This is a genomic window from Bacillus sp. FSL H8-0545, from assembly GCF_038006105.1.
Classification (GTDB): Bacteria; Bacillota; Bacilli; order Bacillales; family Bacillaceae_G; genus Bacillus_A; species Bacillus_A cereus_U.
Genome location: NZ_JBBOUO010000001.1, coordinates 4,506,854 through 4,533,032, shown reverse-complemented (window position 1 = coordinate 4,533,032; position 26,179 = coordinate 4,506,854). Strand labels below are relative to the sequence as shown.

The window sequence follows — 26,179 nt, the reverse complement described above, 5'->3', positions numbered from 1 at the left end:
TATGAATAGCTATGCTATTTATGCAAACTGGGTGGTAACACGGTGAATAATCGTCCCTATGTCTATCGTAGACATAGGGACTTTTTGTTTTTAAAAAATAAAGGGGATGACAAAAGATGAATATTATTGATGAATTAGAATGGCGCGGTGCTGTGAATCAACAGACAGATGAAGAAGGTTTACGTAAGTTAGTAGAAGAGAAAAAGATTTCACTATACTGCGGAGTGGATCCGACTGGCGATAGTATGCATATCGGACATTTGATTCCTTTTATGATGATGAAGAGATTCCAATTAGCTGGCCATCATCCTGTTATTTTAATCGGCGGGGCAACAGGAACAATTGGTGATCCGAGTGGTCGTCAATCAGAGCGCCAATTGCAAACGTTAGAAGTAGTCCAGCATAATGTAGATGCGTTAACAGCGCAAATGAAAAAGCTATTTGATTTCGGCGGGAATAGCGAAGTGAAGATGGTAAATAACTATGACTGGACACATAAAATAAACATTATCGAGTTTTTACGTGATTACGGAAAAAACTTTAGCATAAATAGCATGTTAGCAAAAGATATTGTCGCAAGTCGTTTAGATACAGGAATTTCATTTACAGAGTTCACGTACCAAATTTTGCAAGCAATGGACTTCCATCATTTATACAAAGAAGAAGATGTTCAATTACAAATCGGTGGTAGTGATCAATGGGGAAATATTACGAGCGGTTTAGATTTAATTCGTAAATTAGAAGGTCATGAGGCGAAAGTATTCGGATTAACGATTCCATTATTATTAAAATCAGATGGTACGAAGTTTGGTAAATCAGCAGGTGGTGCTATTTGGCTTGATCCGGAAAAGACAACAGCGTTTGAATTTTACCAGTTCTGGGTGAATACAGATGACCGTGATGTAATTAAATACTTGAAATACTTTACGTTCTTAACGAAAGAGAGAATTGATGAATTAGCAGCGAAGGTAGAAACAGAGCCTCATAAACGTGAAGCGCAAAAAGTATTAGCAGAAGAAATGACGAAATTCGTTCATGGAGAAGAGGCATTTTTGCAGGCTGTGAAAATTACAGCTGCGTTATTTAGCGGAGATATTAAATCGTTAACAGCTGATGAAATTGAACAAGGATTTAAAGAGATGCCGACATTTGAGTCTTCAAAAGAGACGAAAAACATTGTAGAGTGGTTAGTTGATTTAGGAATTGAACCTTCTAGACGTCAAGCGCGTGAAGATATTAATAATGGGGCTATATCTATGAATGGTGAAAAAGTAACGGATGTAGGCACTGATGTTACTGTAGAAAATTCATTTGATGGAAGATTTATTATTATTCGCAAAGGGAAGAAGAACTACAGCTTAGTGGAATTAGGAGAATAGTTCTTGTGAAAGAGTGGAAGTAGGGAAGATATCTACTTCTGCTCTTTTCATATACACAATTTCGACACAAAAAAGTCAGTATATTTTGATAATTAAAGAGGGTTATATTATTCTTTTGCCGAATAAATAAGTTAGAGAAAATTACGGATAAAAATAGCCCGAACCATGCAGGGCATGATTCGGGCTTATATTCAGATTAGTAAGCTAAGCTGAATAGACCTTTAATGTGTGATAAGTAACGAACGTTACTTGCTTCTTTCATTAATGATGCTGGTAAACCTTTAAGTGGAGTATTGCTTGCTCCGATTGTAGCAACAGCATCTTTACGTCCTAGACTAGCAAGTGTTCCAGAGTTGATAGGTGCGAACTCTTCGAATGCTTTGCCTTCTAGTGCTGCGTATAAGTTGTATCCAATTAACTCACCCATTTGCCAAGCGATTTGTGCAGTTGGTGGGTATGGACGACCGTCTGCAGCGAAGACAACAGCGCTATCTCCAGCAACGAATACGTCTTTGTGAGAAGTAGATTGTAGGTGCGCATCAACTGTTGCACGACCGCGGTTTACTTCAAGACCTGATTCACCAATTAATGGGTTACCTTGTACGCCGCCTGTCCAAACGAATGTGTTAGCAACGATTTTTTGACCGTCTTTTAAGTCGATTTCATTACCAGCAACGTTTGTTACAGGAAGACCTGTTAAGAATGTAACACCGCGTGCTTCTAAGCTAGCAGTTGCACGTTCGATTAAGTGGTCTGGTAATACTGGAAGGATTTTCGGACCTGCTTCAACAAGAAGAAGTTTAACTTCTTTTGGATTTACGCCGTGGCTTTTTGCAAGTTTAGGCATAATGTCAGCAAGCTCACCAACTAGCTCAACGCCAGTTAATCCGCCACCACCGATTACGATTGTAGCATCAGCTTCGTTTTTCGTTTTCGCGTATTCACGAATACGGTCTTCAACGTGTTTGTAGATTTTGTTTGCATCAGCAGCAGATTTTAATACCATGCTGTTTTCTTCTAGTCCTGGAATACCGAAGTAAGCAGTTTTACTTCCTAAAGCAACTACAAGTGCATCGTAAGATAGCGTAGTGCCACCAGCTAGTTTGATTTCTTTGCTATCAACTGAGAATGACTCAACTGTTGCAATTTTAAGATCGATGTCTTTACCTTTGAAAAGCTTTGTAAGTGGCATTGCAATTGCTTGCTCAGCAACGTTACCAGCTGCAAGGCGGTGTAGTTCAGTGATGATTTGGTGTGTTGGATATTGGTTGATCACTGTAACTTGTGCTTCTGATTTGCTGTAGTATTTACGTACGTTTAAAGCGGCAAGAAGACCGCCATAACCAGCGCCTAAGATGACAATTTGTTTTGACATAGTATGTTATCCCCCGTCTTTACTAATTGTTGTTATAAGTTAAATTATTTATTATTACGTTCTGCACTAACTTGAAGGTATGCGTTCACAAAGCGGAACATTTTTTGTGCTTGTGGGTCTTTTAGTAATTTTAATAGACCGAACAGGCCGATAACTTCATTGCTTTCGTCAGCACGATCTTTCGCTTCGATAGCAGTTGCAGCCATGCTTTTCACTGTATCTTTTACAGGTTCTACAAGTTCTTGGATTGCACTAACAGTGTCGTTTTTTAATACTTCATCAGTAGCAACAGTTTGAGCGAAGTCATAAGACTTAGTTAAAATGTTAACAAGCTCAGTTAATTTTGGAAGCTGCTCTACTAGTGTTGTTAATGATTCTTGTACCTCAGGTTTTAACAACTGATCAAGTACATCAAGTTGTCCTTGGCTAGCAGAAATTTGTACAGTTTCTTGTTCTGGCTTTGTTTGAGTCATAGTTTCTGGCATCTCCAATTCTCCTTTACGATAGCAATACTTTTATTTTTGATAGGCAAGATAGTAAACGGTTATGAAACTTTATACAAAGTTTCACAAAACACAATAAAATGCCTTTAAATTTATGACAGCAAGTAGGCTGAAAACATAAATTTAAAACCATAACGTCTTACCTATTATTTATGAACTGTCCGATACATGGCTTGTCCGCATAATGGAAAGTTCCCTTATCGGAAAGTGTATATAATATATATCCTATATTATATACTATATACACGTATGTTAACATAAAAATGATTCCTAATTATTTGATATTGAGCCCATAACCTAGTAATGACAAGGTATGAAAGCGCATAAATTATTTTACTTCGATAAGAAGTATACCTATATAATAATAAAAAAAGGGAAAAACAAACAAATTTACGTTCGTTTTTTCCTTTTTTCTTATTGTTCACTCTCTGCGATTAGCATCGATGTGTTACCGCTTTTTTCAAGATGACATTCGCCCCAAGTACAAAGAGAATCAAGAATCGATTCTAAAGACCACCCGTAATCAGTAAGGGAATATTCTACTTTTGGTGGTACTTGATTGTACACCTTTCTTTGAATAACTCCATCTTCTTCTAATTCACGTAGTTGCTGTGTTAACATCTTTTGTGTAATACCAGGCATTAAACGTTTTAGTTCACTCGTTCTCCTTGTACCTTTCGTTAAGTGGCAAAGAATAACGACTTTCCATTTTCCGCCGATAACCTCTAAAGTTGCCTCCACAGGAATATTATATTTTTTCATATGAAAATCTCCTTTGATGAATGTAGATTTCAGTTCTTCAACAAAAGAAGCTAAATAAAGTGAAACTTAAATGTTACTTTTTAGTGCCTATAGCACTTTAAAGTACGTACTTTTTATTATGTTGAATATGTTTCATAATAGCATACGTAAGAGGGAAGTGAGTAGTACGGTACTAAAAAGTGCCTATGTTACTTTTTGGTACCTATCGTACTTTAAAGTGCGTTCTTCAAAAAAAGAGTGAAGCCATTCATAATAGCATTTATGAGCAGTAAAGTTATTTTTGTAGAAGATAAAAAGGCCTTTTTATCACACTATTATGATTGGATTTCTCGTATTAAGGAGGAGTTCAATTGAATTCATATACAGTATCTTCTTCGGCTGTTCAGACGAATCGAAGAAGTATGTTTGCTTTATTAGCGCTAGCAATTAGTGCGTTTGGAATTGGTACAACCGAGTTTATTAGCGTCGGTTTATTACCATCTATTTCGGAGGATTTACATGTTTCAGTTACAACAGCGGGCTTGACCGTTTCTTTATATGCGTTAGGAGTAGCATTTGGTGCTCCGGTCTTAACGTCGTTAACAGCTAGTATGTCGCGGAAGACGTTATTAATGTGGATTATGATTATTTTCATTATTGGTAATGGGATCGCAGCGGTAGCAACGAGTTTTACTGTGTTACTTATCGCGAGGGTTGTCTCTGCATTTGCACATGGCGTTTTTATGTCGATTGGCTCAACGATTGCGGCTGCACTTGTACCAGAGAATAAACGTGCTAGCGCAATTGCTTTTATGTTTACTGGTTTAACCGTTGCGACTATTACAGGTGTCCCAATTGGAACATTTATTGGTCAACAATTTGGCTGGAGAGCGTCATTTATGGTGATTGTGGTCATTGGAATCGTTGCCTTAGTCGCAAACAGCATGCTAATTCCGTCTAACTTAAAAAGAGGTACGTCTGTATCATTTCGCGATCAATTCAAACTCATCACGAATGGGAGATTATTACTTGTTTTCATCATTACTGCATTAGGGTATGGTGGAACGTTTGTAACGTTTACGTATTTATCACCGCTATTACAAGAAGTAACAGGATTTAAATCGAGTACCGTTACAATCATTTTGTTAGTGTACGGAGTTGCAATTGCGATTGGAAATATGATTGGCGGGAAGTTATCGAATCATAATCCAATTCGTGCATTATTTTATATGTTCTTTATTCAAGCAATTGTATTATTCGTACTAACATTTACGGCGCCATTTCAAGTAGCGGGGCTTATCACAATTATTTTTATGGGGCTATTCGCGTTTATGAATGTTCCAGGGCTACAAGTGTATGTCGTTATATTGGCTGAGCGTTTCGTGCCGAGTGCCGTTGATATCGCATCAGCAATGAATATTGCAGCATTTAACGCAGGAATCGCTCTTGGGGCTTATTTAGGCGGTATTGTAACGAACTCGTTAGGATTAATTCATACAGCTTGGGTAGGCGGCATTATGGTAGTAGGTGCTGTTATTTTAACAGCGTGGAGTATGGCATTAGAAAAAAGAGATCAAGCAAAATAAAGGAGAGAAAAATATAATGAAAAATTTACAAAGTAAAACAACATTGCATAACGGTGTAGAAATGCCTTGGTTCGGTTTAGGTGTATTTAAAGTAGAAGATGGACCGGAACTTGTAGAGGCTGTAAAGTCGGCGATTAAAGCTGGATACCGCAGTATTGATACAGCGGCGATTTATGGAAATGAAAAAGCAGTAGGTGAAGGAATTCGCGCTGGTATAAAAGAAGCAGGAATTTCTCGAGAAGATTTATTCATTACTTCAAAAGTGTGGAATGCAGATCAAGGATATGAAACGACACTTGCTGCATATGAAGAGAGCTTAAAAAAATTAGAACTAGATTATTTAGACTTATATCTTGTTCATTGGCCTGTTGAAGGAAAATATAAAGATTCGTGGAGAGCGTTAGAAACACTTTATAAAGAAGGGCGCGCGCGTGCAATTGGCGTAAGTAACTTCCAAATCCATCACCTGAAGGATGTAATGGAAGGTGCGGAAATTAAGCCGATGATTAATCAAGTCGAATATCACCCGCGTTTAACGCAGAAAGAACTACAAGCTTTCTGTAAAGAACAAGGTATTCAAATGGAAGCATGGTCACCACTTATGCAAGGGCAACTATTAGATAACGAAACATTACAAGAAATTGCTAATAAATACGGTAAGACAACAGCTCAAGTTATTTTACGTTGGGATCTTCAAAATGAAGTTGTAACGATTCCGAAATCAACGAAAGAACACCGCATTATTGCAAACGCAGATATTTTCAATTTTGAGCTAACAAAAGAAGATATGGAAAAGATTGATGCTTTAAATGAAAACCACCGCGTCGGTCCAGATCCGGATAACTTTGATTTCTAATAGAGGTAAGTTCAAAGAGTGCAAAAAGTTTGCGCTCTTTTTTATTTTGTCTATGCATAAAAAAAATTTCTAACTAAATAATAAACAGTAGTAAATTTGTTATTTTATAAGGGGTTGTAGACATGAATATAAAACGATCGTTCAAGATAATGGCCACTTTTTTGAGTGTTTTATTTGTATTTGCGAACTTATTATTCCCACTTCAAAAAGCATTCGCAGAAGTTATGGACCATACGAAGTATCAAATGGATTGGAGTTACAGTAGGTCAAAGAAGAAACCAATTCGAACAGAGCTTATTAAAACAGCAGATGGAAAAATTGCTTTTTGTTTAAATGTAGATTTAAAATCGCCAAGTGGTCAAGATTTACCTGAAATGGGTAAAGTGGATATTAACGTGTACCGCGTACTATTAAACGGATACCCACAAAAGAGTCCGCAAGAATTAGGTGTTTCTGATTGGAGAGATGCACATTACGCAACGCAGCTTGCGGTGTGGAATGCGTTAAAACAAATTGATATTAATGATTTAGATTTCCGTAATAAAAATGTAGAGAAAGTAACGAAAGATATTGTCGCAAAAGCAAGCGCTAGTGAGGAACTACAAGAAATTACGATGAGTGTAACTCCTACAGAAGAACAAGAAGCAGTATTAAAAGATGAGTTTTTTGAAACTGGTTTATATACAGTGCAAACAAACGCTAAAAGTGGAACTTATAAAGTACAAGCAACTGGCGCACCAGAAGGCGCGAAGTTCGTAAATGAAAAAGGCGAGGCAAAAACAGAATTTAATGTAGGAGAGAAATTCCGCATTTTAATTCCGAAACAAACGCCAGCGGGTGGATTTAGCTTTAAAGTATCAGGCAATTTAACGAAATTACAAGGAATTGCACATAAAGGTACACCGACTATTCAAAATGCGGTTGTATTACTTGAGCGTAGTGAAGAGAAAACAAGTCCAGAATTAGCTGTAAGTTGGAAAAAAGCAAATGGTCATGATAATAAACCAAATAAACCCTATACACCAAATGAACCACATAAACCGAATCAATATAACAGATGATGAAAAAAGCTCGTAAACACTATGTTTACGAGCTTTTTCTATTATTCAGCCTCAGAAACTACTGTGAAGCGTTCGTTTACGTGTTTTGGGTTCTCGATTTCATCAAGTGCTGCTACTGCAAAATCTTCGTAACTTACGTAGCTATCACCTTTTGCGTTAACAAGAAGGTTGTCCTTACCAGCTTTGTAAGAGCCAGTGCGTTTTCCTAATGCGAATAGTGCAGAAGGGCTGATGAATGTCCAAGTAATATCATTTGTTTGTTGTAAGATTTCTAAGTTTTTACCTTGGTTTTGAGCAGTTGCAAGGTATTCATTTGGGAAACCTGGTGTATCAAATACACGAGTCGTTTTTTCTTCGTCTACAAATAAGCTACCAGCACCACCAACTACAAGTAATTTTGTGTTAGGTGCACCTTTCATAGCTTCGATCAGTACGTTTCCTGCATCTACGTGAAGGTGTTCCTCACCTGCTGGAGCACCGAATGCGTTTACTACAACATCGAATGCTTGTAGGTCATTAGATGTAAGGTTGAATACATCGTTTTCTAAAACTTTTACGTTGTCTTCTGTTATTTTTGAAGCGTTTCTTACGATTGCAGTTACTTCATGACCGCGATCTAATGCTTCTTTTAAAATGCGACTTCCAGCTTTTCCGCTTGCTCCGATAATTCCGATTTTCATAATGAATCCCTCCAAAGTGTTTTGTTAAAGTGTATATGTGAAAATGAATGAATTTAGTGTAATTAGGTTTGTTACAACTTGATGTAATCATTATAGTTACAGGTTGGTGTTTTTGTCAATGGGATTATGTATTGTTTTAGTATGTACATTTTATAAATATAAAGTCATAAAACGTAACAAATAACACCGTTATGTTACAAAACCTAACATATGGAAGTAATAACCTGTCGAAAAATGTTGATTTTTGAATATTTTTTAAATATAATTCAATTTATGAAGAAAAAGGGAGGGGACTGACAGTATGAATATTTTAGAACAATTCGTTTCATCAACGAATACGATTCTTTGGTCATATATTCTTATCGCAATGTTAATCGGTTTAGGGCTTTATTTTTCTATAAAATTGAAATTCGTACAAATTACTCATTTAGGGGAAATGGTTCGATTAATGGGTGATGGTTTAACTGGAAAGACACGTAAAAAGGGTAGCGTATCTTCTTTCCAAGCTTTCTGTATGAGCTCAGCAGCTCGTATTGGAATCGGGAACTTAGCTGGTGTAGCGCTAGCTATTTCTATGGGAGGACCAGGAGCTGTATTTTGGATGTGGGTTATTGCGATTATTGGGGCATCTTCAAGCTTCGTAGAAAGTACGCTTGCGCAAATTTATAAAGTAAAAGATGGTAGTGGCTTCCGTGGTGGTCCTGCTTATTATATGGAAAAAGGTTTAAATAAACGTTGGATGGGAATTTGGTTCTCTATCCTTATTACAATTAGTTACGGTTTAATTTTCAACTCAGTACAAGCAAATACAGTGACATTAGCATTTGAAAATGCATTTGGTATTGAGCGTTATGTTGTTGGAATCGTATTAGCAGTATTAGTTGCGGTTATTATTTTTGGTGGTGTGAAAAGTATCGCGCGTATGTCTGAGCTGATCGTTCCGCCAATGGCACTTATTTATATTGCAGTAGCTATTTTCGTTGTTATTAAAAACTATTATTTAATACCGGATATGTTTACAGAAATCTTTAAAGGTGCATTCGGTTTAGATTCAGCTGTAGGTGGCGGTATCGGTGCTGCAATGAAGTTTGGTATTCAGCGCGGATTGTTTGCGAACGAAGCAGGTATGGGTAGTGCGCCAAATGCGGCTGCAACAGCGGATGTAACACATCCAGCTAAACAAGGATTTATTCAAACAATTGGAGTATTAGTAGATACATTCTTAGTATGTACATCAACAGCGTTTATCGTACTATGTTCTGGTGCATATAAGGCAACAAATTTAGAAGGTATTGAATTAACGCAAGTGGCGTTAAGTTCACAAATCGGTTCGTGGGCAAGCGGCTTCTTAGCGATTATCATTTTCTTATTTGCTTTCAGTTCATTACTAGGAAACTATTATTATGGTGAAACGAATATTGAATTTATTAAACAAAGTAAAACTTGGTTAACGATTTACCGTATTGCGGTAGTGGGAATGGTATTATTCGGTTCTGTTGCGACGCTTCAAGTTGTATGGAATATGGCAGATTTATTTATGGGTCTAATGGTAATCACAAACTTAATTGCGATTACACTTCTTGGACGATTTGCGTATGCAGCATTAGCGGACTATGTGAAACAAAAGAAACAAGGAAAAGATCCAGTCTTCAGTGCAGATTCTATCCCTGGTTTAACGAACACAGAGTGCTGGGACAAGCCAGCAGTAGCGGACAAAGAAAAAGCTGTATAATAAAAGATGGAACGAGCATCAGAGAAATTTGATGCTCGTTTTTTTATGGTGATAAAATAAGGAGAGAGGTAAAAGACGAACATTAATGAGCGTTTTATAATAAAATGTAATTTTTTTAAAGAAAAATGCAGATGTGAGTTGTAATTTGTGTTAGAATGGTTAATGGCTTTAGAATAAGAGATTAGACGACTTTTTATAATCATTTCTATGGTTTTAGGGGTAAATGGAAAGTTCGGTTTATTTCGTATTTCTAATGGTCAGACGTTCAACGTTAATGAAGAGTTAAATGGAGGATTTTATTAATGAAGTTTGTTATGTTTCTTGTAGGATTACTAGTTGTATTCGTACTCGGTTTTCTTATAAGTTCTGATCGTAAGAAGATTAAGTATAAACCAATCGCGATTATGCTTGTTATTCAGCTAGCGTTAACGTATTTCTTATTAAATACGCCAATTGGTTATATTTTAGTAAAAGGAATTTCAGATGGATTTGGAGCGCTTCTTGGATATGCGGAATCTGGAATCGTTTTCGTATTTGGTGGTCTTGTTAATAAAGGAGAGGTTTCATTCTTCTTAACAGCTTTATTACCAATCGTATTCTTTGCAGTGTTAATCGGAATTCTGCAACACTTTAAAATTTTACCGATATTTATTCGTGCTATTGGTACTATGCTAAGTAAAGTAAATGGTTTAGGAAAATTAGAATCATATAATGCAGTAGCGGCTGCAATTGTTGGACAAGCAGAAGTATTTATTACAGTAAAAGATCAATTAAGTAAAATCCCAAAACATCGTTTATATACACTATGTGCATCTTCCATGTCGACAGTATCGATGTCGATCGTTGGCTCTTATATGAAAATGATTGAGCCAAAATATGTAGTAACAGCACTTGTATTAAATTTATTTAGTGGTTTCATTATTATTCATATTATTAATCCGTACGATATTACGGAAGAAGAAGATACACTAAAGTTAGAAAATAAGAAAAAGCAGTCATTCTTTGAAATGCTAAGCGAATATATTATGCTTGGTTTCACAATCGCGATTACGGTAGCAGCAATGTTACTTGGTTTCGTAGCATTAATTACAGCAATCAATAGCTTGTTTGATTCAGTGTTCGGTATTACATTCCAAGCTATTCTAGGATATATTTTCTCTCCATTAGCATTCGTAATGGGAATCCCGCAATCAGAAATGGTAACGGCGGGACAAATTATGGCAACGAAATTAGTATCGAACGAATTTGTTGCGATGCTTGATCTAGGAAAAGTAGCTAGTGATTTATCAGCTCGTACAGTCGGTATTCTTTCTGTATTCCTTGTATCATTTGCAAACTTCTCATCTATCGGAATTATTGCAGGTGCAACGAAAGGGATTGATGAAAACCAATCAAACGTTGTTTCATCATTCGGATTACGACTTGTATACGGTGCGACATTAGTAAGTCTTTTATCGGCGATTATCGTTGGTGTTATGTTATAAAAAGGATGGCCCTAGCTCATAGCTAGGGCTATTTTTTATAGTAAATTTACATAAAAAAACCAATCGGTTAGGAATATATTAACATATAAAAATCTTTTAAAATTTATATTGCATTTCGATTAGATAACGCTTACAATTTGATTTGTAGGTGGTATCCATTTCACACGTTAAATACGGTAGAGAAGAAGAGACTACCTGTTATAAATTGCAATTTATGTAAACGCTTACTGATTTTAGAAGACAGTTCAAAATATTTTAAGGGTTCATATTTTTTTAATATTAATGGTCAGACGTCATTCGTTATACGACTGATAACTCATGGAAGTGGAGGATTCACATATGAAGTTAGTAATGTTTCTAGTCGGTTTACTTGTAGTATTTGTACTAGGGTTTCTTATAAGTTCAGATCGTAAGAAAATTAAATATAAACCAATTGCAGTTATGCTTGTAATTCAATTGGTACTTGCGTATTTCTTACTAAATACAAAGGTCGGATTTGTATTAGTAAAAGGGATTGCAGATGGATTTGGCGCTATTTTAAAATTTGCGGAAGCAGGGGTTAATTTCGTATTTGGTGGTCTAGCAAATGATGGACAAGCACCATTCTTCTTAACAGTATTATTACCAATTATTTTCTTAGCAGTACTAATTGGGATCTTACAACATATAAAAGTTTTACCGATTATCATTCGTGCAGTCGGTTTCGTATTAAGTAAAATTAACGGTTTAGGAAAACTTGAATCATATAACGCAGTAGCGGCGGCAATTGTCGGCCAAGGTGAAGTATTTATTACAGTAAAAGATCAATTAAGCAAATTACCAAAAAATCGTTTATACACACTATGTGCATCTTCAATGTCAACAGTATCGATGTCAATCGTTGGTTCTTATATGAAGATGATTGATCCAAAATATGTAGTAACAGCACTTGTACTAAACTTATTTAGTGGATTCATTATCATTCATATTATTAATCCATATGATGTGAGCGAAGAAGATGACATTTTAGAATTACAAGAAGATAAGAAACAAACATTCTTTGAAATGTTAGGCGAATATATTATGCTAGGTTTCTCTATCGCTGTAACAGTAGCGGCGATGTTAATCGGTTTCGTAGCATTAATTACAGCAATTAACGGTGTGTTCGATTCAATTTTCGGAATCACATTCCAAAGCATTTTAGGATATATCTTCTCGCCATTAGCATTCGTAATGGGCATTCCAACATCAGAAATGCTAACAGCAGGACAAATTATGGCAACGAAATTAGTAACGAACGAATTTGTTGCGATGCTTGATCTAGGAAAAGTAGCTGGTGAGTTATCAGCTCGTACAGTAGGTATTTTATCAATCTTCCTTGTATCATTTGCGAACTTCTCATCTATCGGAATTATCGCAGGTGCAACGAAGAGTATCGATGGAAAACAATCAAACGTTGTATCTTCATTCGGATTAAAACTTGTATACGGTGCAACGTTAGTAAGTATATTATCAGCGGTTATCGTTGGGGTTATGCTTTAATAAATAACAAAGAAGTCGTTTATCTCTCACTTCGGGAGGATAAACGACTTTTTGTTTAACTTGCTTTATCCAAGTCTTTTTTAAACCGTGGTCTCTCTAAATAAGTTCCCAGTCTCCACACATATTCCACAGGACCCATTCGGTATTTCTGTAGCCAATAGGTACTAACGAATAATTGAATCGTATAAATTCCAATGGTTAAAAGAATACCGAAGAAATAGCCAATTTTACCGTATAAGCCAAATCCATATGCGTAAAAAATAGTTGTTGTGATAATAGATTGCGCTAAGTAATTACTAACCGACATTTTTCCCATGTTCGCCATGTATGCTAGTAAATGCGCTACCTTTTTGTAATGGAATAATAAAATAATCGTGCTTCCGTAAAAGAAGGTCATGGTTACTGGTGTAAGACTATCTTGTAACATAATTAAAATCGGATGTTTCACGAATATAGCTAAGATTTTAATTGTAAAAGAGAAAATCCCAGTGATAAGCCAAATTTTTTTAACAGTAGGTATATGTTGATCGACCTCAAATAGCCAGCCCTTTTTCCCCACATACATTCCGAGTAAGAAAAGTGGAGACATAAAAATTATTGCGAAAACTGATATGAAAACTAATCCGAACACACCATTAATCCCCATATAATCAAAAGGGTTTTCAGTCAGTCTAAAGTTGACATGATCCATATAGCTTCCAGTCTCATGGACCTTATGTTCCTTTTCGGTATAAGGTGCGAGATCATCGTAGGGGTTCGATGTTGATTCCGATTGGTAAGATGCGAGCATAATGAGTGCTAGTAAAATAGATGCCCAAATGAGCAATGTTTTCGGTTTTCGATTGATGAACATCATTAAGAAAATCCCGATAACCCCGTAGGCAAATAAAATATCTCCCTCCCAAACAAAGGTGCCGTGAATGTAGCCTAGCAGTAAAAGAATGATAATACGTCTTATGTATGTGGGGAAGAATTTCTTTCCTTTCACAATAATACTTTTTTGTAGCAAAATAATGCTAAGACCAAATAAAAAAGAGAATAGGGACATGAAATTGTGGGTGCCGAAAAATTGAATAAACCAATTAGCACCTTCATCAAGTTTTCCAAATATGTAAGTTGGTTTTTCACTGGCGAAGAATCCAAATTGAATTAAGGTCATATTGACAAGTAAAATACCAAACAAAGCGAAACCACGGATTGCATCAACTGCTTCTACACGCTGATTCATTTTTTCTCTCCTCGTATATTATTTTATCCCGCATTAACGAGCAGTAAGACTCCCACCTCAAAAATCGGCTGGAGCAAAGAAGTTAGGTGGGAGATCAACTGCCCGTAAACGCCCGATTGGTGAAGGCTAATAATCAGTGGGGGATGAACAAAACCCCACTGATTAAAGTTTTACTTTATATTGAAAATAATACCATTTTCTTACTGGTGCTATGTCAAATACAAGGAAATTTAAGGTGATTTTAAGCTAGAGAGAAAATAAAAAAATCACCTTAATACATTCATTAAGGTGATTAAAATATTATTCAGCCGGAGGCGTAAATGTACGTTTTTCTAGTTCAGCATCTAGCATAAATAATGCGTTTGAATCGCTTGTAATACGTTTTAATTTTTGAATGATGCTATCAAATGAAGCTTCTTCTTCTACTTGCTCGTCAACGAACCATTTTAAGAAGGTAATTGTTGCGTGTTCACGCTCATCCCAAGCGATATCAGATAAGTGATAAATGCGTTTCGTTACTTCACGCTCGTGCTCAAGTGCAACTTCAAAAGCGTTTAATACAGATTCGTATTCGTTGTTAGGATTATCAAATCCAGTAATAATAGCGCGCTCCCCGCGGTCATTAATATAGTTGTAAAGCTTCATTGCGTGGAAACGTTCTTCTTCAGCTTGTACAAGGAAAAAGTTAGCGAATCCATCGTAGCTTTCCGCTGTACAGTAAGCAGCCATTGCCATATAAGCGTGGGCAGAGTAAAATTCAAAATTCATTTGTTCATTTAGTGCGTCGTGCAATTTTTTAGATAACATAAAATCCCCCTTATTATTTTGACAAGAACATTATATCACAATTGATAATGTTCTCATTTAGATGTTTCGAACCTTTTTGAAAGCTTTGTGACGTGTGTTTCCATAATGTCTTGTAAATCCAAATCATATTTTTGTGAAAGAACAATAAGATTAGAAAGTACATCACCAAGTTCTTCTTTTAGTTCTTGTTTTAGCTCTTCTTGTGTTTTCGTTTGTTCATCAGGGCGATCACGACCGATTTCAATTGCGCGAACAACGCGTGAAACTTCCCCAACTTCCTCAGTTAAGAAATTTAAGCGAATAAAGGAATTATACTGTGACCAGCTTCGTTTTTCATAAAATTCCTCAACCCATCTTTGAAATGCGACGATATCCATTTCTTTCTCATCCCTTCAATATGTTGTACAATACCCATTGTATCATAACAATATATAGTTTCGAGGTGTAGGGATGAGAAAGATTTGTGTGTTTGCAGGTTCAAATTTAGGGGAGAGACCAGAATTTAAAGAGCAGGCAATAGAGTTAGGGAAAATGTTTATTAAGAACGATTATGAGCTTGTATATGGCGGTTCATGCGTTGGATTAATGGGAGAAGTAGCAAACGAAGTTCTTCGCCTAGGTGGACGTGTGACAGGTGTTATACCGCGCGGTTTATTCCGTGGTGAAATTGTTCATACAGGACTAACAGAATTAATTGAAGTAGAAACGATGCATGAGCGTAAGGCGAAAATGGCAGAGCTTGCGGATGCTTTCATTGCATTACCAGGCGGATATGGAACGTTTGAAGAGCTATTTGAAGTTGTATGTTGGTCACAAATTGGTATACATGATAAGCCAGTTGGTTTATTAAACATTAAAGACTTTTACGGACCAATTCTGCAAATGATTGAACGCGCAGCTGAAGAAGGCTTTATGAACCCATCGAATAAAGAGTTAATCGTTTCAGCTGAGACGGCTGACGAATTAATTCATAAAATCCAAAATTACGAGCGTCCTGTTTTGGGGACTAAGTGGAAGCAATTATCATAGTACAATTTTATAGAGAATTTCGGAAACACATGTCATTTTATCTTGAAAAGACATGTGTTTTTAATTTGGTTAAATATATTGATAGTGAGATGTGAAATCGTTGGAAGAGGGGAAGTAGATGGAGGTATGTTTTGCTGACTTAAAAAAAGAACATCTGAATAAAAGGTGAATAAGGAATTATTGAGTGACATAGAATTGTTCCGTTAAAGGGTCAGATTGTGGAAGATAGCGAATGTTTTTTATGAAGGTAATAGAGGTTTTTTTAATCGAAATCAGAATAAATTTTATAGATGTAATCCTTTGGGAATTTTTAATCAGTTATGTATCATAATCTAATCATTAAAATGAAAATTGGAGGAGAAATAATCATGGGGCATTCTGTATTAAAAATGTATGACTACCACTTATGGGCAAATGAGGTTATTTTAAATCGCTTAAAAGAACTACCGCAAGACATTTTCCATAAGGAAGTTAAGAGTGGTTTTTCTTCGGTGGCAAAAGTAATGTCTCACATATACCTCACAGATTTAGCCTGGCTTGAGATTATTTCTGGTAAAAGCATGAGTGATGCAATGGCACACACAGACCAATTGAAAGAACAGCTGGAAACAAAAAATATTGAGGAAATGGAAACTAGTTTTTATGAATTATCTAAACGATATAAAGAACTTTTAAGTAGTCAACAAGATTATGAAAAAGTGTTTGAGGTTGATAATCCATATGCTGGGCACCTGGATACGACGGTTTCTGAAACAATACTACACGTCGTCACCCACGGAGCATATCACCGTGGGAATATAGCTACAATGTTGCGGCAAATGGGGCATACCTCTGTTATGCAAGATTTTGGACTATTTCTATATTCAAAATGAATTCTTTTTATTTACCATAGAATATGGGTTTTTATGATGTTTTTTTGGACTGCTTTTATTAGTGGTTTAAGCTTAATTATGTAATATAGAATAAAGGCATTCCATATTATTTCGGAATGCCTTTATTGTTATTTTTATTTTGTTTTTTATACAGGTACCAGCCACCCCAGCCGCCACCAATTGCTACAACAACGAGGAAAGCATAGTCTTTAACCTCGACACGTATATTGAAAATATTAGCTATGAGTAAGAGAATCCCAACTGTTATTAACGCGAAAAATGCTCTAATTAAATAGTCTTTCAACTGAACCACTCCCGTCATTTAATAAGTAGTAAATGATGAACTTGGACAAGCTTTTTGGATCTAATTACTAAAGGGTGTTTCCTATATTTTAACATAAAAGAGATTGTAATATATTGATAAAAGTAGTGGAGGGGAGTGCTATTATTGTCGTGATTTGTCGGTAAGTCGATATATTGGAAAAATCGCTGATAAATTTGACGAAATCGCCGATATAATGCAAAAATCGCTGATAAATTTGATGGAATCGCCGATATAATTAGAAAATCGCTGATATAATTTCTGCGCGATTACCCCATAGAAAAAAGCGACTCTGAACGAGCCGCTTCCGCTTTTAAATATATTATTGATTCAAGAATGCACGTAGCATCCAAGCGTGTTTTTCTAGTTCTGTGTAGATGCCTAGTAGTAGGTCAGATGTCATTTCGTCGTCAGAGTTTTGAGCGATTTCCATGCCTTTTTTCAGTTCAGTTAGCATCATTTCGTAGTCTTTCATGATTGCTTCGACCATCCCTTCTGCAGTTTCTCCGTAAGCTGCTTCTTGAATAGAAGATAGTTCTAAGTATTCTTTCATTGTTGCTACTGGTTTGCCGCCAATTGCTAAAATGCGTTCTGCAATTTCATCGATGTGAGTAGCTGATTCTGTGTAAAGCTCTTCAAATTTTTCATGTAGTGTGAAGAATTGAGGTCCTTTTACGTACCAATGGAAGTTGTGTAGTTTTGTAAATAAAACGCTCCAGTTTGCTACTTGTTTGTTTAATGCTTCGATTACTTGTGTATTCATTATGATCAATCTCCTCTTGAGTTATTATGTTGTATAAATTACTAATTTATAATTATTATAATCTAGTAATTTGTATAAATCAACCCTTTTGCTGGAATTAATTTGAACAAATTATGAACTGTTGTAAATAAAAACCCCCTATTACTGTGAAGTAATAGGGGGTTTTTATTTGATATATAGCTCCAGCGGCTAGAATCTCCGGTCATTTCGCTCTCTCGCTCGAAGCAAAAAGCGCTTCAAGGTCGAGAGCTCCAATGCCCTGCGATTCTGAACGAGCCGCCTCCGCTTTTATTTGTTATACAGCCTGTTTCTTTTCTTCTACATCCTGTCCATCCCAACACTCTGTATTCTTTAAGCCAGGAATAGAACTTGCAAGGAAAACAGGGTCTTTTCCTTGTTTCTTTTGTTTTATATAGTCTACTAATGCTGCGTAGGCAAATTTGCTAAGGAATGAGATGGCAATTAAGTTTGTGAATACCATTAGTCCCATAAAGAAATCAGCTAAGCTCCAAACTGTTTGAAGGGCAGCGATTGATCCGAAGAAAACCATTCCGACAACTGCAACACGATAAATCAGTAACCATGTCTTGCTTTCCTTAATGAATGCGATATTTGTTTCACCATAATAGTAGTTTCCTAGTAAAGAACTGAAAGCGAATAGGAAAATAATAATCGCTAAGAAAGTGCTTGCCCACGGTCCAATTTGTGAACTTAATGCTTGTTGTGTTAATTCAATACCTTCTAAATTTGATCCTTTGTAAAGTCCAGAACATAATACGATAAACGCCGTTGATGTACATACTAAGAATGTATCTACGAAAACACCTAATGCTTGAACAAGCCCTTGTTTTACAGGGTGAGATACATCTGATGTTGCTGCTGCGTTAGGAGAGCTACCCATACCTGCTTCTGTCGCGAATAAACCGCGCTGAATTCCGAACTTGATTGCTGCGCCAATACCACCAGCGATGGCTTGGTCTAAACCAAATGCACCGTTAAATATTTCTAGAAAAATGCTTGGTAACATATTGAAGTTTTTAATAACGACAAAAATAGCCACACCAATATAAACGATTGCCATTGGAGGAACAATCATTTCTGTAATACGTGAAATGCTTTTAATACCACCAAAAATAATAACAGCAACTAATAAAGCTAATACAGCTCCTACGATAGTTCGTTCTAGTCCAAAAGCATTTTCAAACGCTATTGTTACTGTATTTGCTTGTACTGAATTGAAGATTAATCCGTATGCAACTGTAATGAGAAGTGAAAACCAGATGCCCATCCAGCGTTTGTTTAATCCTTTTTCCATGTAATATGCTGGGCCACCACGGAACCTGCTTCCATCTTTTACTTTATAAATTTGCGCGAGTGTACATTCTACAAAACTAGTAGCTGCACCGAGAATAGCGATAAACCACATCCAAAATATTGCACCAGGTCCACCCATAGAAATTGCGAGTGCTACACCAGCTAAGTTCCCGATACCAATACGAGCTGCTGCACTTAAACAGAAAGCTTGGAACGGGGAGATGCTATCTTTTTTCTTTGTTTTTCGGTTTAATCCAGTCCCTATTAAACGTATCATTTCGCCTAGATGACTAATCTGTACAAATTTCAATTTAAAAGAGAAATAAAGACCGAAGCCGATTAACATTGCAATAAGAATATATGACCACAAAATATTATTCGTTACTTCAAGGAATCTGCTAAAGATATCAACCATATAATACACTTCCTTTTTTCATAATAAGAAAATTATATGCAAAAAATATACCAGAATCAAATTTTCTAAAAAAATATGTTACTTAAATGTATTCTATGTTATGATTAAGTTACATCGTGATATTTTTAGAATTATTTACATTTTAAAAAACTAAATTTAAAACGAAAAAGAGGGGATAATTTGAAAGAAGAATCTTTATTGAAAGTAAGTCTTAAGAGTTTGAAAATGAGAAGTAATTTATTTTTCATCATTACATCTTTAAGTATCTTTTTAGGAGCCACTTATTATTACAATAAAAGATTTCCAAATCACAGATATCCTGACTGGTTAGAATTTCTAAAATTAGTTGGTTGAAGAAAAGACAGAAAAACAGAAAATTCAAATAAAAAATCATTTATTGTTGAGGAGGAACTAGTATGAATATAAGAGAAAGTGAACTTCCAGGTATTGGTTATAAGTTTCAAATCGTTACGAAAGGTAACGAAAAAATGGTGATTGTCATTCATGATGATGGGCGTAGAGAAATGTATCATTTTGATACAGACCATGAAGAAAGCATCTCAAGTATTTCATTGCGTGACTCAGAGGCAAGACAAATTGCAGCAATATTAGGCGGGATGGTATATAAACCTCGGGCATTAGAAAATGTTGAGATGGTCTTTGAAGGTTTAGCGATTGAGTGGTTCAAAGTGGAGAATGCAGCTCCAGCAATTGGAAAAACAATTGGTGATCTTGAAATAAGAAAAACATATAGCGTAACGATAATTGCAGTTATGAAAAAGAACATGAAAAAGCTATTTAATCCAGGACCAGAAACGGTAATTGAAGAAGGAGATATGCTTGTAGTTTCCGGTGAGAGAGAAGAAATTAAAAAGATTATCAATGAATTACTTTCGAATAGGGGGACTGACTAGATGGATACTTTAATTTTTGAAGTTGGTACAGCTTTAGTTTTAGTAGCAATTGCGGCGGTAATTGCTGGGAAGTTTAAATTCTCAGTAATTCCTTTTCTAATTGTTCTTGGCATGTTAGTAGGACCGCACGCGCCGACAATAGGTGTTATCGATCTCAAATTTATTGAAAGTGCAAGTGTGATATCCTTCCTTGGAAGGATTGGCGTTCTGTTCCTTCTGTTCTATCTAGGATTAGAATTTTCGATGAAAAAACTAATTAAATCTGGACGTTCGATTGCTATTGGCGGAACGATTTATATTTTAATTAACTTTTCACTTGGATTATTATACGGATTTATAATGGGCTTCCCGTTACTTGAAATCTTAATTATTGCGGGTATTATTACGATTTCTTCTAGTGCTATCGTTGCAAAAGTATTAGTTGATTTAAGAAGAACTGGTAATAATGAGACCGAATTAATTTTAGGAATTATTATGTTTGAAGATATATTCCTTGCTGTATATTTATCAGTAGTTTCTGGCTTAGTCCTTGGGGATCACGCTTCGTTCTTAGGTGCTCTCACTTCAATTGGAATTGCTTTAGGATATATGCTTCTATTCTTCGTAGTAGCTAGAAAGGCTACGCCGTTATTAAATAAATTGCTCAATATTGGTTCTGATGAAATCTTTATTATTGTAGTATTTGCTTCGCTATTCTTTATTGCTGGTTTTTCAGAAACAATTCACGTTGCAGAAGCAATCGGGGCACTTCTTTTAGGGTTAGTTTTCTCTGAGACAGAGCATAGTGATCGAATTGAACATCTTGTTGTTCCATTTAGAGACTTTTTCGGAGCTATCTTCTTCTTCAGTTTCGGATTAAGTATCGATCCGTTCTCATTGGGCGGAGCAATATGGTTAACGTTAGGTGCTGTACTTCTGACGATAATCGGAAACTTTGTAGCAGGGATGATTGCAGGAAGACAAGCTGGATTATCCCATAAAGCTTCAACAAATATTGGATTAACAATCGTTTCAAGGGGAGAGTTCTCCATCATTATGGCCAATATCGGTATCGCCGGTGGTTTAATGTCAGTATTGAAACCATTCTCAGCGCTATACGTGCTTATACTATCCATTTTAGGACCTCTTCTTACGAAAGAGTCGAAGAATGTATATAAATTTTTAAATAAAATCTTTAAGTGGGATACGAAGACAAACTAAATTTTTAAAAATAAAAGTACAAGATATTTACCGCTTGTACTTTTATTTTTTGCAATGAAAACAGTAAAGAGAGGTAAATGATGTTAGGAGAGTTGATTCATTCAGTTTTAGTTTTTCTAGAAGGACTTGGTTATTGGGGAATTATGCTTGGATTGATGTTAGAGGTTATTCCAAGTGAAATCGTATTGTCTTATGCAGGCTATTTAGTATCAACAGGAAGCATTACATTTTGGGGTGCTGTTGCGTTCGGTACGATTGGCGGTGTAATCGCACAGCTATTTATTTATTGGATCGGTCGATACGGAGGAAGACCTGTTCTTGAGCGATATGGAAAATATATTTTGATTCAGAAGAAACATATTGATTATGCGGAAGCGTGGTTTAATCGTTATGGAACTGGTGTTATCTTTACCGCACGTTTTATTCCCGTTGTGCGTCATGCTATTTCGATACCAGCAGGTATTGCGAAAATGTCACATGCTAAGTTTATTACGCTAACTACATTAGCTGTTATTCCATGGTCAATTGTATTTGTCTATTTAGGCTTTAAATTAGGATCAGAGTGGGAAAGTATTAATAAAGTAGCTGGGCCATATGTGAAATATTTTGCGCTTGCTGCTATTGTTTGTGCAATTGGTTATTTTATATTTAAAAAAATGATGAAAAAAAAGTGATTACGGAAAAAGAATCTATGCTGACATAGATTCTTTTTTATTGTCATTTTTTAAAGGGCGAAAGAGTATGTTTAATATTTACCATATTGTGGAATACATATAGGAAAAGGGAGTTTGGAAAGGGGATTATTGAAAAATGGAACTCCAGTTTCAAAATGTATATCAACAAGTTGAGAATTGGTATGTGTTGGATTCGGAGCTTCCTTGGGATGTCAAAAAGTTAAGAAATGATTTGTTTTCTCTTATTGAAGTAAGTGCAACGCCAGTTATTTTTTGTGATACGTGTGATGCGAATCATGTACTTTTATCATTAGGAGAAGAAGAAGAGGAGTTTTTATTCCCGGTAGGTGGTTTTTATCATAAAGAAAAACAATTAATTTTCGTTTGTATGTGGGAAGAGTATGAGCAAGTGCTCAAAACGCTATTGCATGAATTCAGGCATGCGATGCAGCATAAGGACGATGTACTATATGTTGGACATGAACGATACGAAGAAAGATGGATCGAGAAAGATGCGAGGCATTTCGCGGAGAGGAAGCTAGATGAATACAAAAATAGAAATTTAATCTGAAGCATAGTGGAGAAAAATCACTGTGCTTTTATTTGTTGCTAATTAAAAATAAGTAATTGACCTTTATTAAGTTTAGTTCTAAACTAATAGTATCAAATGAGCGAGGTGATGGAATGAAAGCAGAGGAAAGACTTGGATTACTATTATGGTTTCGTTTATCACGCTTTTATAATAGAAGTATTCGTGAGACGAATCAGCATTTGAAAAAGTGGAATGTATCTGCCGCTCAGTTTGATGTATTAGTTCAAATTGGAGGACACGATCGTTTAACACAGCAAGAACTTGGAAATAAGTTGTTTGTTACGAAAGGAAATGTTACTCAACTTTTAAATAAGATGGAGCAACTAGATTGGATTCAGCGTGAACAAGAAGGTACGACGAAATATATTTCATTAACAGAAAAGGGAAAGGTTCTATATGAAGAAATAGTCCCGCCGCAAGAAACATTCCAAAAAGAGCAATTTGATAAGTTAAATAGAGAAGAACAAAAACAATTATTAGAATTACTGAAGAAGTTGCAGTGATAAAATTAAAAATAATTATCTCGATTTCGAGATAATATGAGGTGAAGGGTATGTTTAGAAAAGTTGATCATAAAAATATGGGAAGAGCAAATCACGGTTGGTTAAATACACATTTTCATTTTTCTTTTGCAAATTATTATAATCCAAATAACATGAATTTTGGGGCAGTACGTGTTATGAATGATGATTTAATAGCGGCACAAACTGGGTTTGATATGCATCCGCACCGAGATATGGAGATTATCTCTTACGTTATAGATGGTGAATTAACACATGAAGATAGTATGGGGAACCGCGGGACAATTGAGCGTGGGCATGTTCAATATATGAGTGCAGGTACTGGTGTATTTCATAGTGAGCATAATTTAGGAAATGAAACATTACGGCTATTACAAATTTGGATTCTACCAGATCGCGCTGGTCATAAACCAAACTATGGTGAGTTTAAATTTGATTGGAGTAAACGTGAAAATGAGTGGTTCCATATGGTATCTCCTTCTGAAGGTGATGCACCAATTCGTATTCACCAAGATGCAAATTTATATTCTTTATCATTAGAAGCGGGTAAAGAAATTCATTTTCCTGTTAAAGAAGGACGTCAATTGTACCTTGTACAAATTGAAGGTAGCAGCGTTGTAAATGGTGAAACACTTGTAATGCGTGATGCAGCGGAGGCTGTAGAAGAAGATATTCACATTCAAGTGAAAGAAAAATCTCACTATTTAGCAATTGAAATGAAAATACAATAAAGTGAAGCTTTAATCAGTGGGTTGTTCAGTATATAAATAGCGGAATTCAACTCACCAAAAAGAGGACATCGTTTTTCGATGTCCTCTTTTTGGTGAGTTGAATTATCAGAAAAAACTTTCTCAATTTTTGAGAGCAGGTATCGGGAAGATTATTCAGAATATTTATAAAAGTGTTAAAAACTTTTATGGGGAATGGGGAGTGTTAGATTGAAAAAGCAAGTAATTTCATCAGCATTAGCGTTAACTGTTATCGCAAGTGGGTTTGGGGCATTTGGAGCAACTACGACGAAAGCAGAAGAGCAAAAAATCCAGTATCACCAAGAGTTCAAAACACCAGCTTACATAGGTGAAGAATGGAAAGCGCCAGAAGGTCTAGATAAAAAAGAGACAGTATTTCAATATTTAGAGAGCAAGAAAGATATGTTTAAACTAGCAGGAAATATTGATAAACATTTCAATGTCGTTGGTGAAGAAAAAGACGATGAATCAGGTACGACACATGTGAAGTTAGTTGAGAAGCATAATAACATTCCTGTGTATGGTTCAGATCAAACGGTTACGCTTGATAAAGAGAATAATGTAAAAGCATTTTTCGGACAAGTTATTCCAAATTTAGATAATAAAAATATTCCTGCATCTGCAAGTATTAGTGCGGAACAAGCAGAAACGATTGCAAAAGCTAATATTGAGAAAGAAATTGGTAAAGTAAAGAATTATGATGGTGTGAAAAAAGATTTATATGTGTATGAAAAAGATGGTCAATACTATCTTGCATATCTTGTAAAAGCGTCGGTTTCGAAACCAGCTCCAGGATATTGGCATTATTTTGTTGATGCAACAAATGGAAATGTTATTGAGAAATATAATGCTGTAGATCAAATTACTGGATTTGGTTATGGAGTATTAGGCGGTAGACAATCATTTGAAATTGCTCAAGATACGAAAACAGGAGCGTTCAACTTATTTGATGGTACACGAGGACAAGGTGTCCATACATTTGATGCAGAGAATATGAACGAAGACTGGTTTAATTTATTCTCACAAATTCTTGGATATACAGGAGAAGAAATTGCAAGTAAATCTAAGTTCTTCGAAGATAAAGCGGCAGTTGATGCGCATGTGAATGCAGGAAAAGTATATGATTATTATAAAAAGACATTTAACCGTAACTCTTTCGATGATAAAGGTGCAAAACTTATTTCTGCTGTTCACGTAGGTGAATCTTGGAATAACGCAGCGTGGAACGGTGTGCAAATGATGTATGGTGATGGAGATGGTAAGACATTTATTCCATTATCAGCAGGGCTAGATGTTATTGGCCACGAATTAACGCATGCTGTAACTGAACATACAGCAAACCTTGTATATAAAAATGAATCAGGAGCGTTAAATGAATCGTTATCTGATATCATGGGTGTCATGGTTGAGAAGAAGAGCTGGGATTTAGGTGCTGATATTTATACACCTGGCAAACCTGGTGATGCACTTCGATCTCTGAAAGATCCAGCATCTATTCCGAATCCATTAAAACCTGGTGAAGGTTACCCAGATCATTACAATAAACGCTATACTGGTACAGCTGATAATGGCGGCGTTCATATTAACAGTAGTATTAACAATAAGGCAGCATATTTAGTGTCTGAGGGCGGTACGCATTACAGTGTGAAAGTAACTGGAGTGGGCCGTGAAGCGACAGAAAAAATTTACTATCGTGCTCTTACAAAATATTTAACTGCAAACTCTGATTTCAAAATGATGCGCCAAGCTGCACTTCAATCAGCAGAGGATCTATACGGTAAAAACTCTAAAGCTGTACAAGCTGTAACGAAAGCTTATGATGCTGTAGGAGTAAAATAATAAGAGAAAAAGACCTGACTGG

At 35.8% G+C, this 26,179-nt stretch carries 26 protein-coding genes and 1 other annotated feature (1 of these 27 only partly in view); of the genes, 16 read left to right on the top strand and 10 right to left on the bottom strand.

From position 1 onward, the window contains the following. Window positions 1-61 (top strand) — a binding site (T-box leader) (it extends 156 nt beyond the left edge of the window). Window positions 62-116: 55 nt separating this feature from the next. Then, window positions 117-1,379, top strand: a complete 1,263-nt coding sequence (gene tyrS, locus MHI07_RS23860; protein ID WP_002159940.1) for a tyrosine--tRNA ligase — start codon at window positions 117-119, stop codon at window positions 1,377-1,379. A 196-nt stretch (window positions 1,380-1,575) separates the two neighbouring features. On the opposite strand, the gene MHI07_RS23855 is transcribed toward tyrS, so the two are convergent. The 3 genes from MHI07_RS23855 to MHI07_RS23845 all read right to left on the bottom strand — a co-directional run bounded on the left by MHI07_RS23855 (window position 1,576) and on the right by MHI07_RS23845 (window position 4,019). Continuing rightward, window positions 1,576-2,754, bottom strand: a complete 1,179-nt coding sequence (locus MHI07_RS23855) for an NAD(P)/FAD-dependent oxidoreductase (protein ID WP_002112768.1) — start codon at window positions 2,752-2,754, stop codon at window positions 1,576-1,578. Between the two features lie 44 nt (window positions 2,755-2,798). Continuing rightward, entirely contained in the window at window positions 2,799-3,239 is a 441-nt protein-coding gene (locus MHI07_RS23850; protein WP_002159941.1) for a DUF1641 domain-containing protein, read from the bottom strand. A 432-nt stretch (window positions 3,240-3,671) separates the two neighbouring features. Further along, the gene (locus MHI07_RS23845; RefSeq protein WP_002159942.1) at window positions 3,672-4,019 is read right to left on the bottom strand and encodes a winged helix-turn-helix transcriptional regulator; all 348 of its coding nucleotides are present in this window, start codon (window positions 4,017-4,019) and stop codon (window positions 3,672-3,674) included. A 401-nt stretch (window positions 4,020-4,420) separates the two neighbouring features. Between MHI07_RS23845 and MHI07_RS23840 the strand changes: the two genes are divergently transcribed. From MHI07_RS23840 to MHI07_RS23830, 3 genes are all read left to right on the top strand, one after another. After that, window positions 4,421-5,584 carry an MFS transporter gene (locus MHI07_RS23840; protein ID WP_195743345.1) on the top strand — a complete coding sequence of 388 codons (1,164 nt, stop codon included), beginning with the start codon at window positions 4,421-4,423 and terminating at the stop codon, window positions 5,582-5,584. 16 nt (window positions 5,585-5,600) lie between these two features. Beyond that, the gene (locus MHI07_RS23835) at window positions 5,601-6,440 is read left to right on the top strand and encodes an aldo/keto reductase (RefSeq protein WP_435868762.1); all 840 of its coding nucleotides are present in this window, start codon (window positions 5,601-5,603) and stop codon (window positions 6,438-6,440) included. 122 nt (window positions 6,441-6,562) lie between these two features. Beyond that, complete coding sequence (locus MHI07_RS23830; RefSeq protein WP_002198906.1) at window positions 6,563-7,501, top strand: thioester domain-containing protein; 939 nt, start codon at window positions 6,563-6,565, stop codon at window positions 7,499-7,501. 41 nt (window positions 7,502-7,542) lie between these two features. Here MHI07_RS23830 and MHI07_RS23825 read toward each other — a convergent pair whose 3' ends face one another. After that, a complete protein-coding gene (locus tag MHI07_RS23825; RefSeq protein ID WP_002159946.1) occupies window positions 7,543-8,181 on the bottom strand; it encodes an NAD(P)-dependent oxidoreductase in 639 nt (212 codons plus the stop codon). A gap of 301 nt (window positions 8,182-8,482) precedes the next feature. Between MHI07_RS23825 and MHI07_RS23820 the strand changes: the two genes are divergently transcribed. The 3 genes from MHI07_RS23820 to MHI07_RS23810 all read left to right on the top strand — a co-directional run bounded on the left by MHI07_RS23820 (window position 8,483) and on the right by MHI07_RS23810 (window position 12,918). Beyond that, a complete protein-coding gene (locus MHI07_RS23820; protein WP_016106575.1) occupies window positions 8,483-9,913 on the top strand; it encodes an alanine/glycine:cation symporter family protein in 1,431 nt (476 codons plus the stop codon). A gap of 302 nt (window positions 9,914-10,215) precedes the next feature. Continuing rightward, window positions 10,216-11,397: a NupC/NupG family nucleoside CNT transporter gene (locus tag MHI07_RS23815; protein WP_002112759.1), complete on the top strand. Its 1,182-nt coding sequence runs from the start codon at window positions 10,216-10,218 to the stop codon at window positions 11,395-11,397. Window positions 11,398-11,736: 339 nt separating this feature from the next. Beyond that, on the top strand, window positions 11,737-12,918 hold the full coding sequence (locus MHI07_RS23810; RefSeq protein WP_002112757.1) for a NupC/NupG family nucleoside CNT transporter: 1,182 nt from the start codon (window positions 11,737-11,739) through the stop codon (window positions 12,916-12,918). Between the two features lie 55 nt (window positions 12,919-12,973). Here MHI07_RS23810 and MHI07_RS23805 read toward each other — a convergent pair whose 3' ends face one another. From MHI07_RS23805 to MHI07_RS23795, 3 genes are all read right to left on the bottom strand, one after another. Then, window positions 12,974-14,146, bottom strand: coding sequence for a DUF418 domain-containing protein (locus MHI07_RS23805; protein ID WP_078179419.1), 1,173 nt, complete (start codon window positions 14,144-14,146; stop codon window positions 12,974-12,976). Between the two features lie 300 nt (window positions 14,147-14,446). Next, complete coding sequence (locus tag MHI07_RS23800) at window positions 14,447-14,953, bottom strand: ferritin (RefSeq protein ID WP_000949400.1); 507 nt, start codon at window positions 14,951-14,953, stop codon at window positions 14,447-14,449. A 53-nt stretch (window positions 14,954-15,006) separates the two neighbouring features. Next, entirely contained in the window at window positions 15,007-15,330 is a 324-nt protein-coding gene (locus MHI07_RS23795) for a MazG nucleotide pyrophosphohydrolase domain-containing protein (RefSeq protein WP_002089472.1), read from the bottom strand. Window positions 15,331-15,403: 73 nt separating this feature from the next. On the opposite strand from MHI07_RS23795, the gene MHI07_RS23790 reads away from it, so the two are divergent. Next, window positions 15,404-15,982: an LOG family protein gene (locus tag MHI07_RS23790; protein ID WP_445661752.1), complete on the top strand. Its 579-nt coding sequence runs from the start codon at window positions 15,404-15,406 to the stop codon at window positions 15,980-15,982. A gap of 368 nt (window positions 15,983-16,350) precedes the next feature. Continuing rightward, entirely contained in the window at window positions 16,351-16,854 is a 504-nt protein-coding gene (locus MHI07_RS23785) for a DinB family protein (protein ID WP_215580059.1), read from the top strand. 106 nt (window positions 16,855-16,960) lie between these two features. Here the strand turns inward: MHI07_RS23785 and MHI07_RS23780 are convergent, their stop codons facing one another. The 3 genes from MHI07_RS23780 to MHI07_RS23770 form a co-directional block, all read right to left on the bottom strand. Then, complete coding sequence (locus MHI07_RS23780; RefSeq protein ID WP_000656311.1) at window positions 16,961-17,158, bottom strand: hypothetical protein; 198 nt, start codon at window positions 17,156-17,158, stop codon at window positions 16,961-16,963. A 340-nt stretch (window positions 17,159-17,498) separates the two neighbouring features. Continuing rightward, on the bottom strand, window positions 17,499-17,939 hold the full coding sequence (locus MHI07_RS23775; protein WP_002112747.1) for a Dps family protein: 441 nt from the start codon (window positions 17,937-17,939) through the stop codon (window positions 17,499-17,501). A 295-nt stretch (window positions 17,940-18,234) separates the two neighbouring features. After that, window positions 18,235-19,668 carry an alanine/glycine:cation symporter family protein gene (locus MHI07_RS23770; RefSeq protein WP_002159950.1) on the bottom strand — a complete coding sequence of 478 codons (1,434 nt, stop codon included), beginning with the start codon at window positions 19,666-19,668 and terminating at the stop codon, window positions 18,235-18,237. A gap of 416 nt (window positions 19,669-20,084) precedes the next feature. On the opposite strand from MHI07_RS23770, the gene MHI07_RS23765 reads away from it, so the two are divergent. The 7 genes from MHI07_RS23765 (at window position 20,085) to MHI07_RS23735 (ending at window position 26,157) form a co-directional block, all read left to right on the top strand. After that, window positions 20,085-20,582: a cation:proton antiporter regulatory subunit gene (locus MHI07_RS23765; RefSeq protein WP_002159951.1), complete on the top strand. Its 498-nt coding sequence runs from the start codon at window positions 20,085-20,087 to the stop codon at window positions 20,580-20,582. Next, on the top strand, window positions 20,583-21,782 hold the full coding sequence (locus MHI07_RS23760) for a cation:proton antiporter (RefSeq protein ID WP_215580058.1): 1,200 nt from the start codon (window positions 20,583-20,585) through the stop codon (window positions 21,780-21,782). It abuts the gene before it with no gap. Between the two features lie 80 nt (window positions 21,783-21,862). Continuing rightward, window positions 21,863-22,456 carry a DedA family protein gene (locus tag MHI07_RS23755; RefSeq protein ID WP_002159953.1) on the top strand — a complete coding sequence of 198 codons (594 nt, stop codon included), beginning with the start codon at window positions 21,863-21,865 and terminating at the stop codon, window positions 22,454-22,456. Between the two features lie 136 nt (window positions 22,457-22,592). Then, entirely contained in the window at window positions 22,593-23,027 is a 435-nt protein-coding gene (locus MHI07_RS23750; RefSeq protein ID WP_002159954.1) for a DUF3920 family protein, read from the top strand. A gap of 113 nt (window positions 23,028-23,140) precedes the next feature. Further along, complete coding sequence (locus tag MHI07_RS23745) at window positions 23,141-23,551, top strand: MarR family winged helix-turn-helix transcriptional regulator (protein ID WP_002159955.1); 411 nt, start codon at window positions 23,141-23,143, stop codon at window positions 23,549-23,551. Between the two features lie 50 nt (window positions 23,552-23,601). Further along, window positions 23,602-24,300 carry a pirin family protein gene (locus MHI07_RS23740; RefSeq protein WP_340826639.1) on the top strand — a complete coding sequence of 233 codons (699 nt, stop codon included), beginning with the start codon at window positions 23,602-23,604 and terminating at the stop codon, window positions 24,298-24,300. A gap of 207 nt (window positions 24,301-24,507) precedes the next feature. Then, entirely contained in the window at window positions 24,508-26,157 is a 1,650-nt protein-coding gene (locus MHI07_RS23735) for a M4 family metallopeptidase (protein ID WP_340826637.1), read from the top strand. Window positions 26,158-26,179 lie beyond the last annotated feature (22 nt).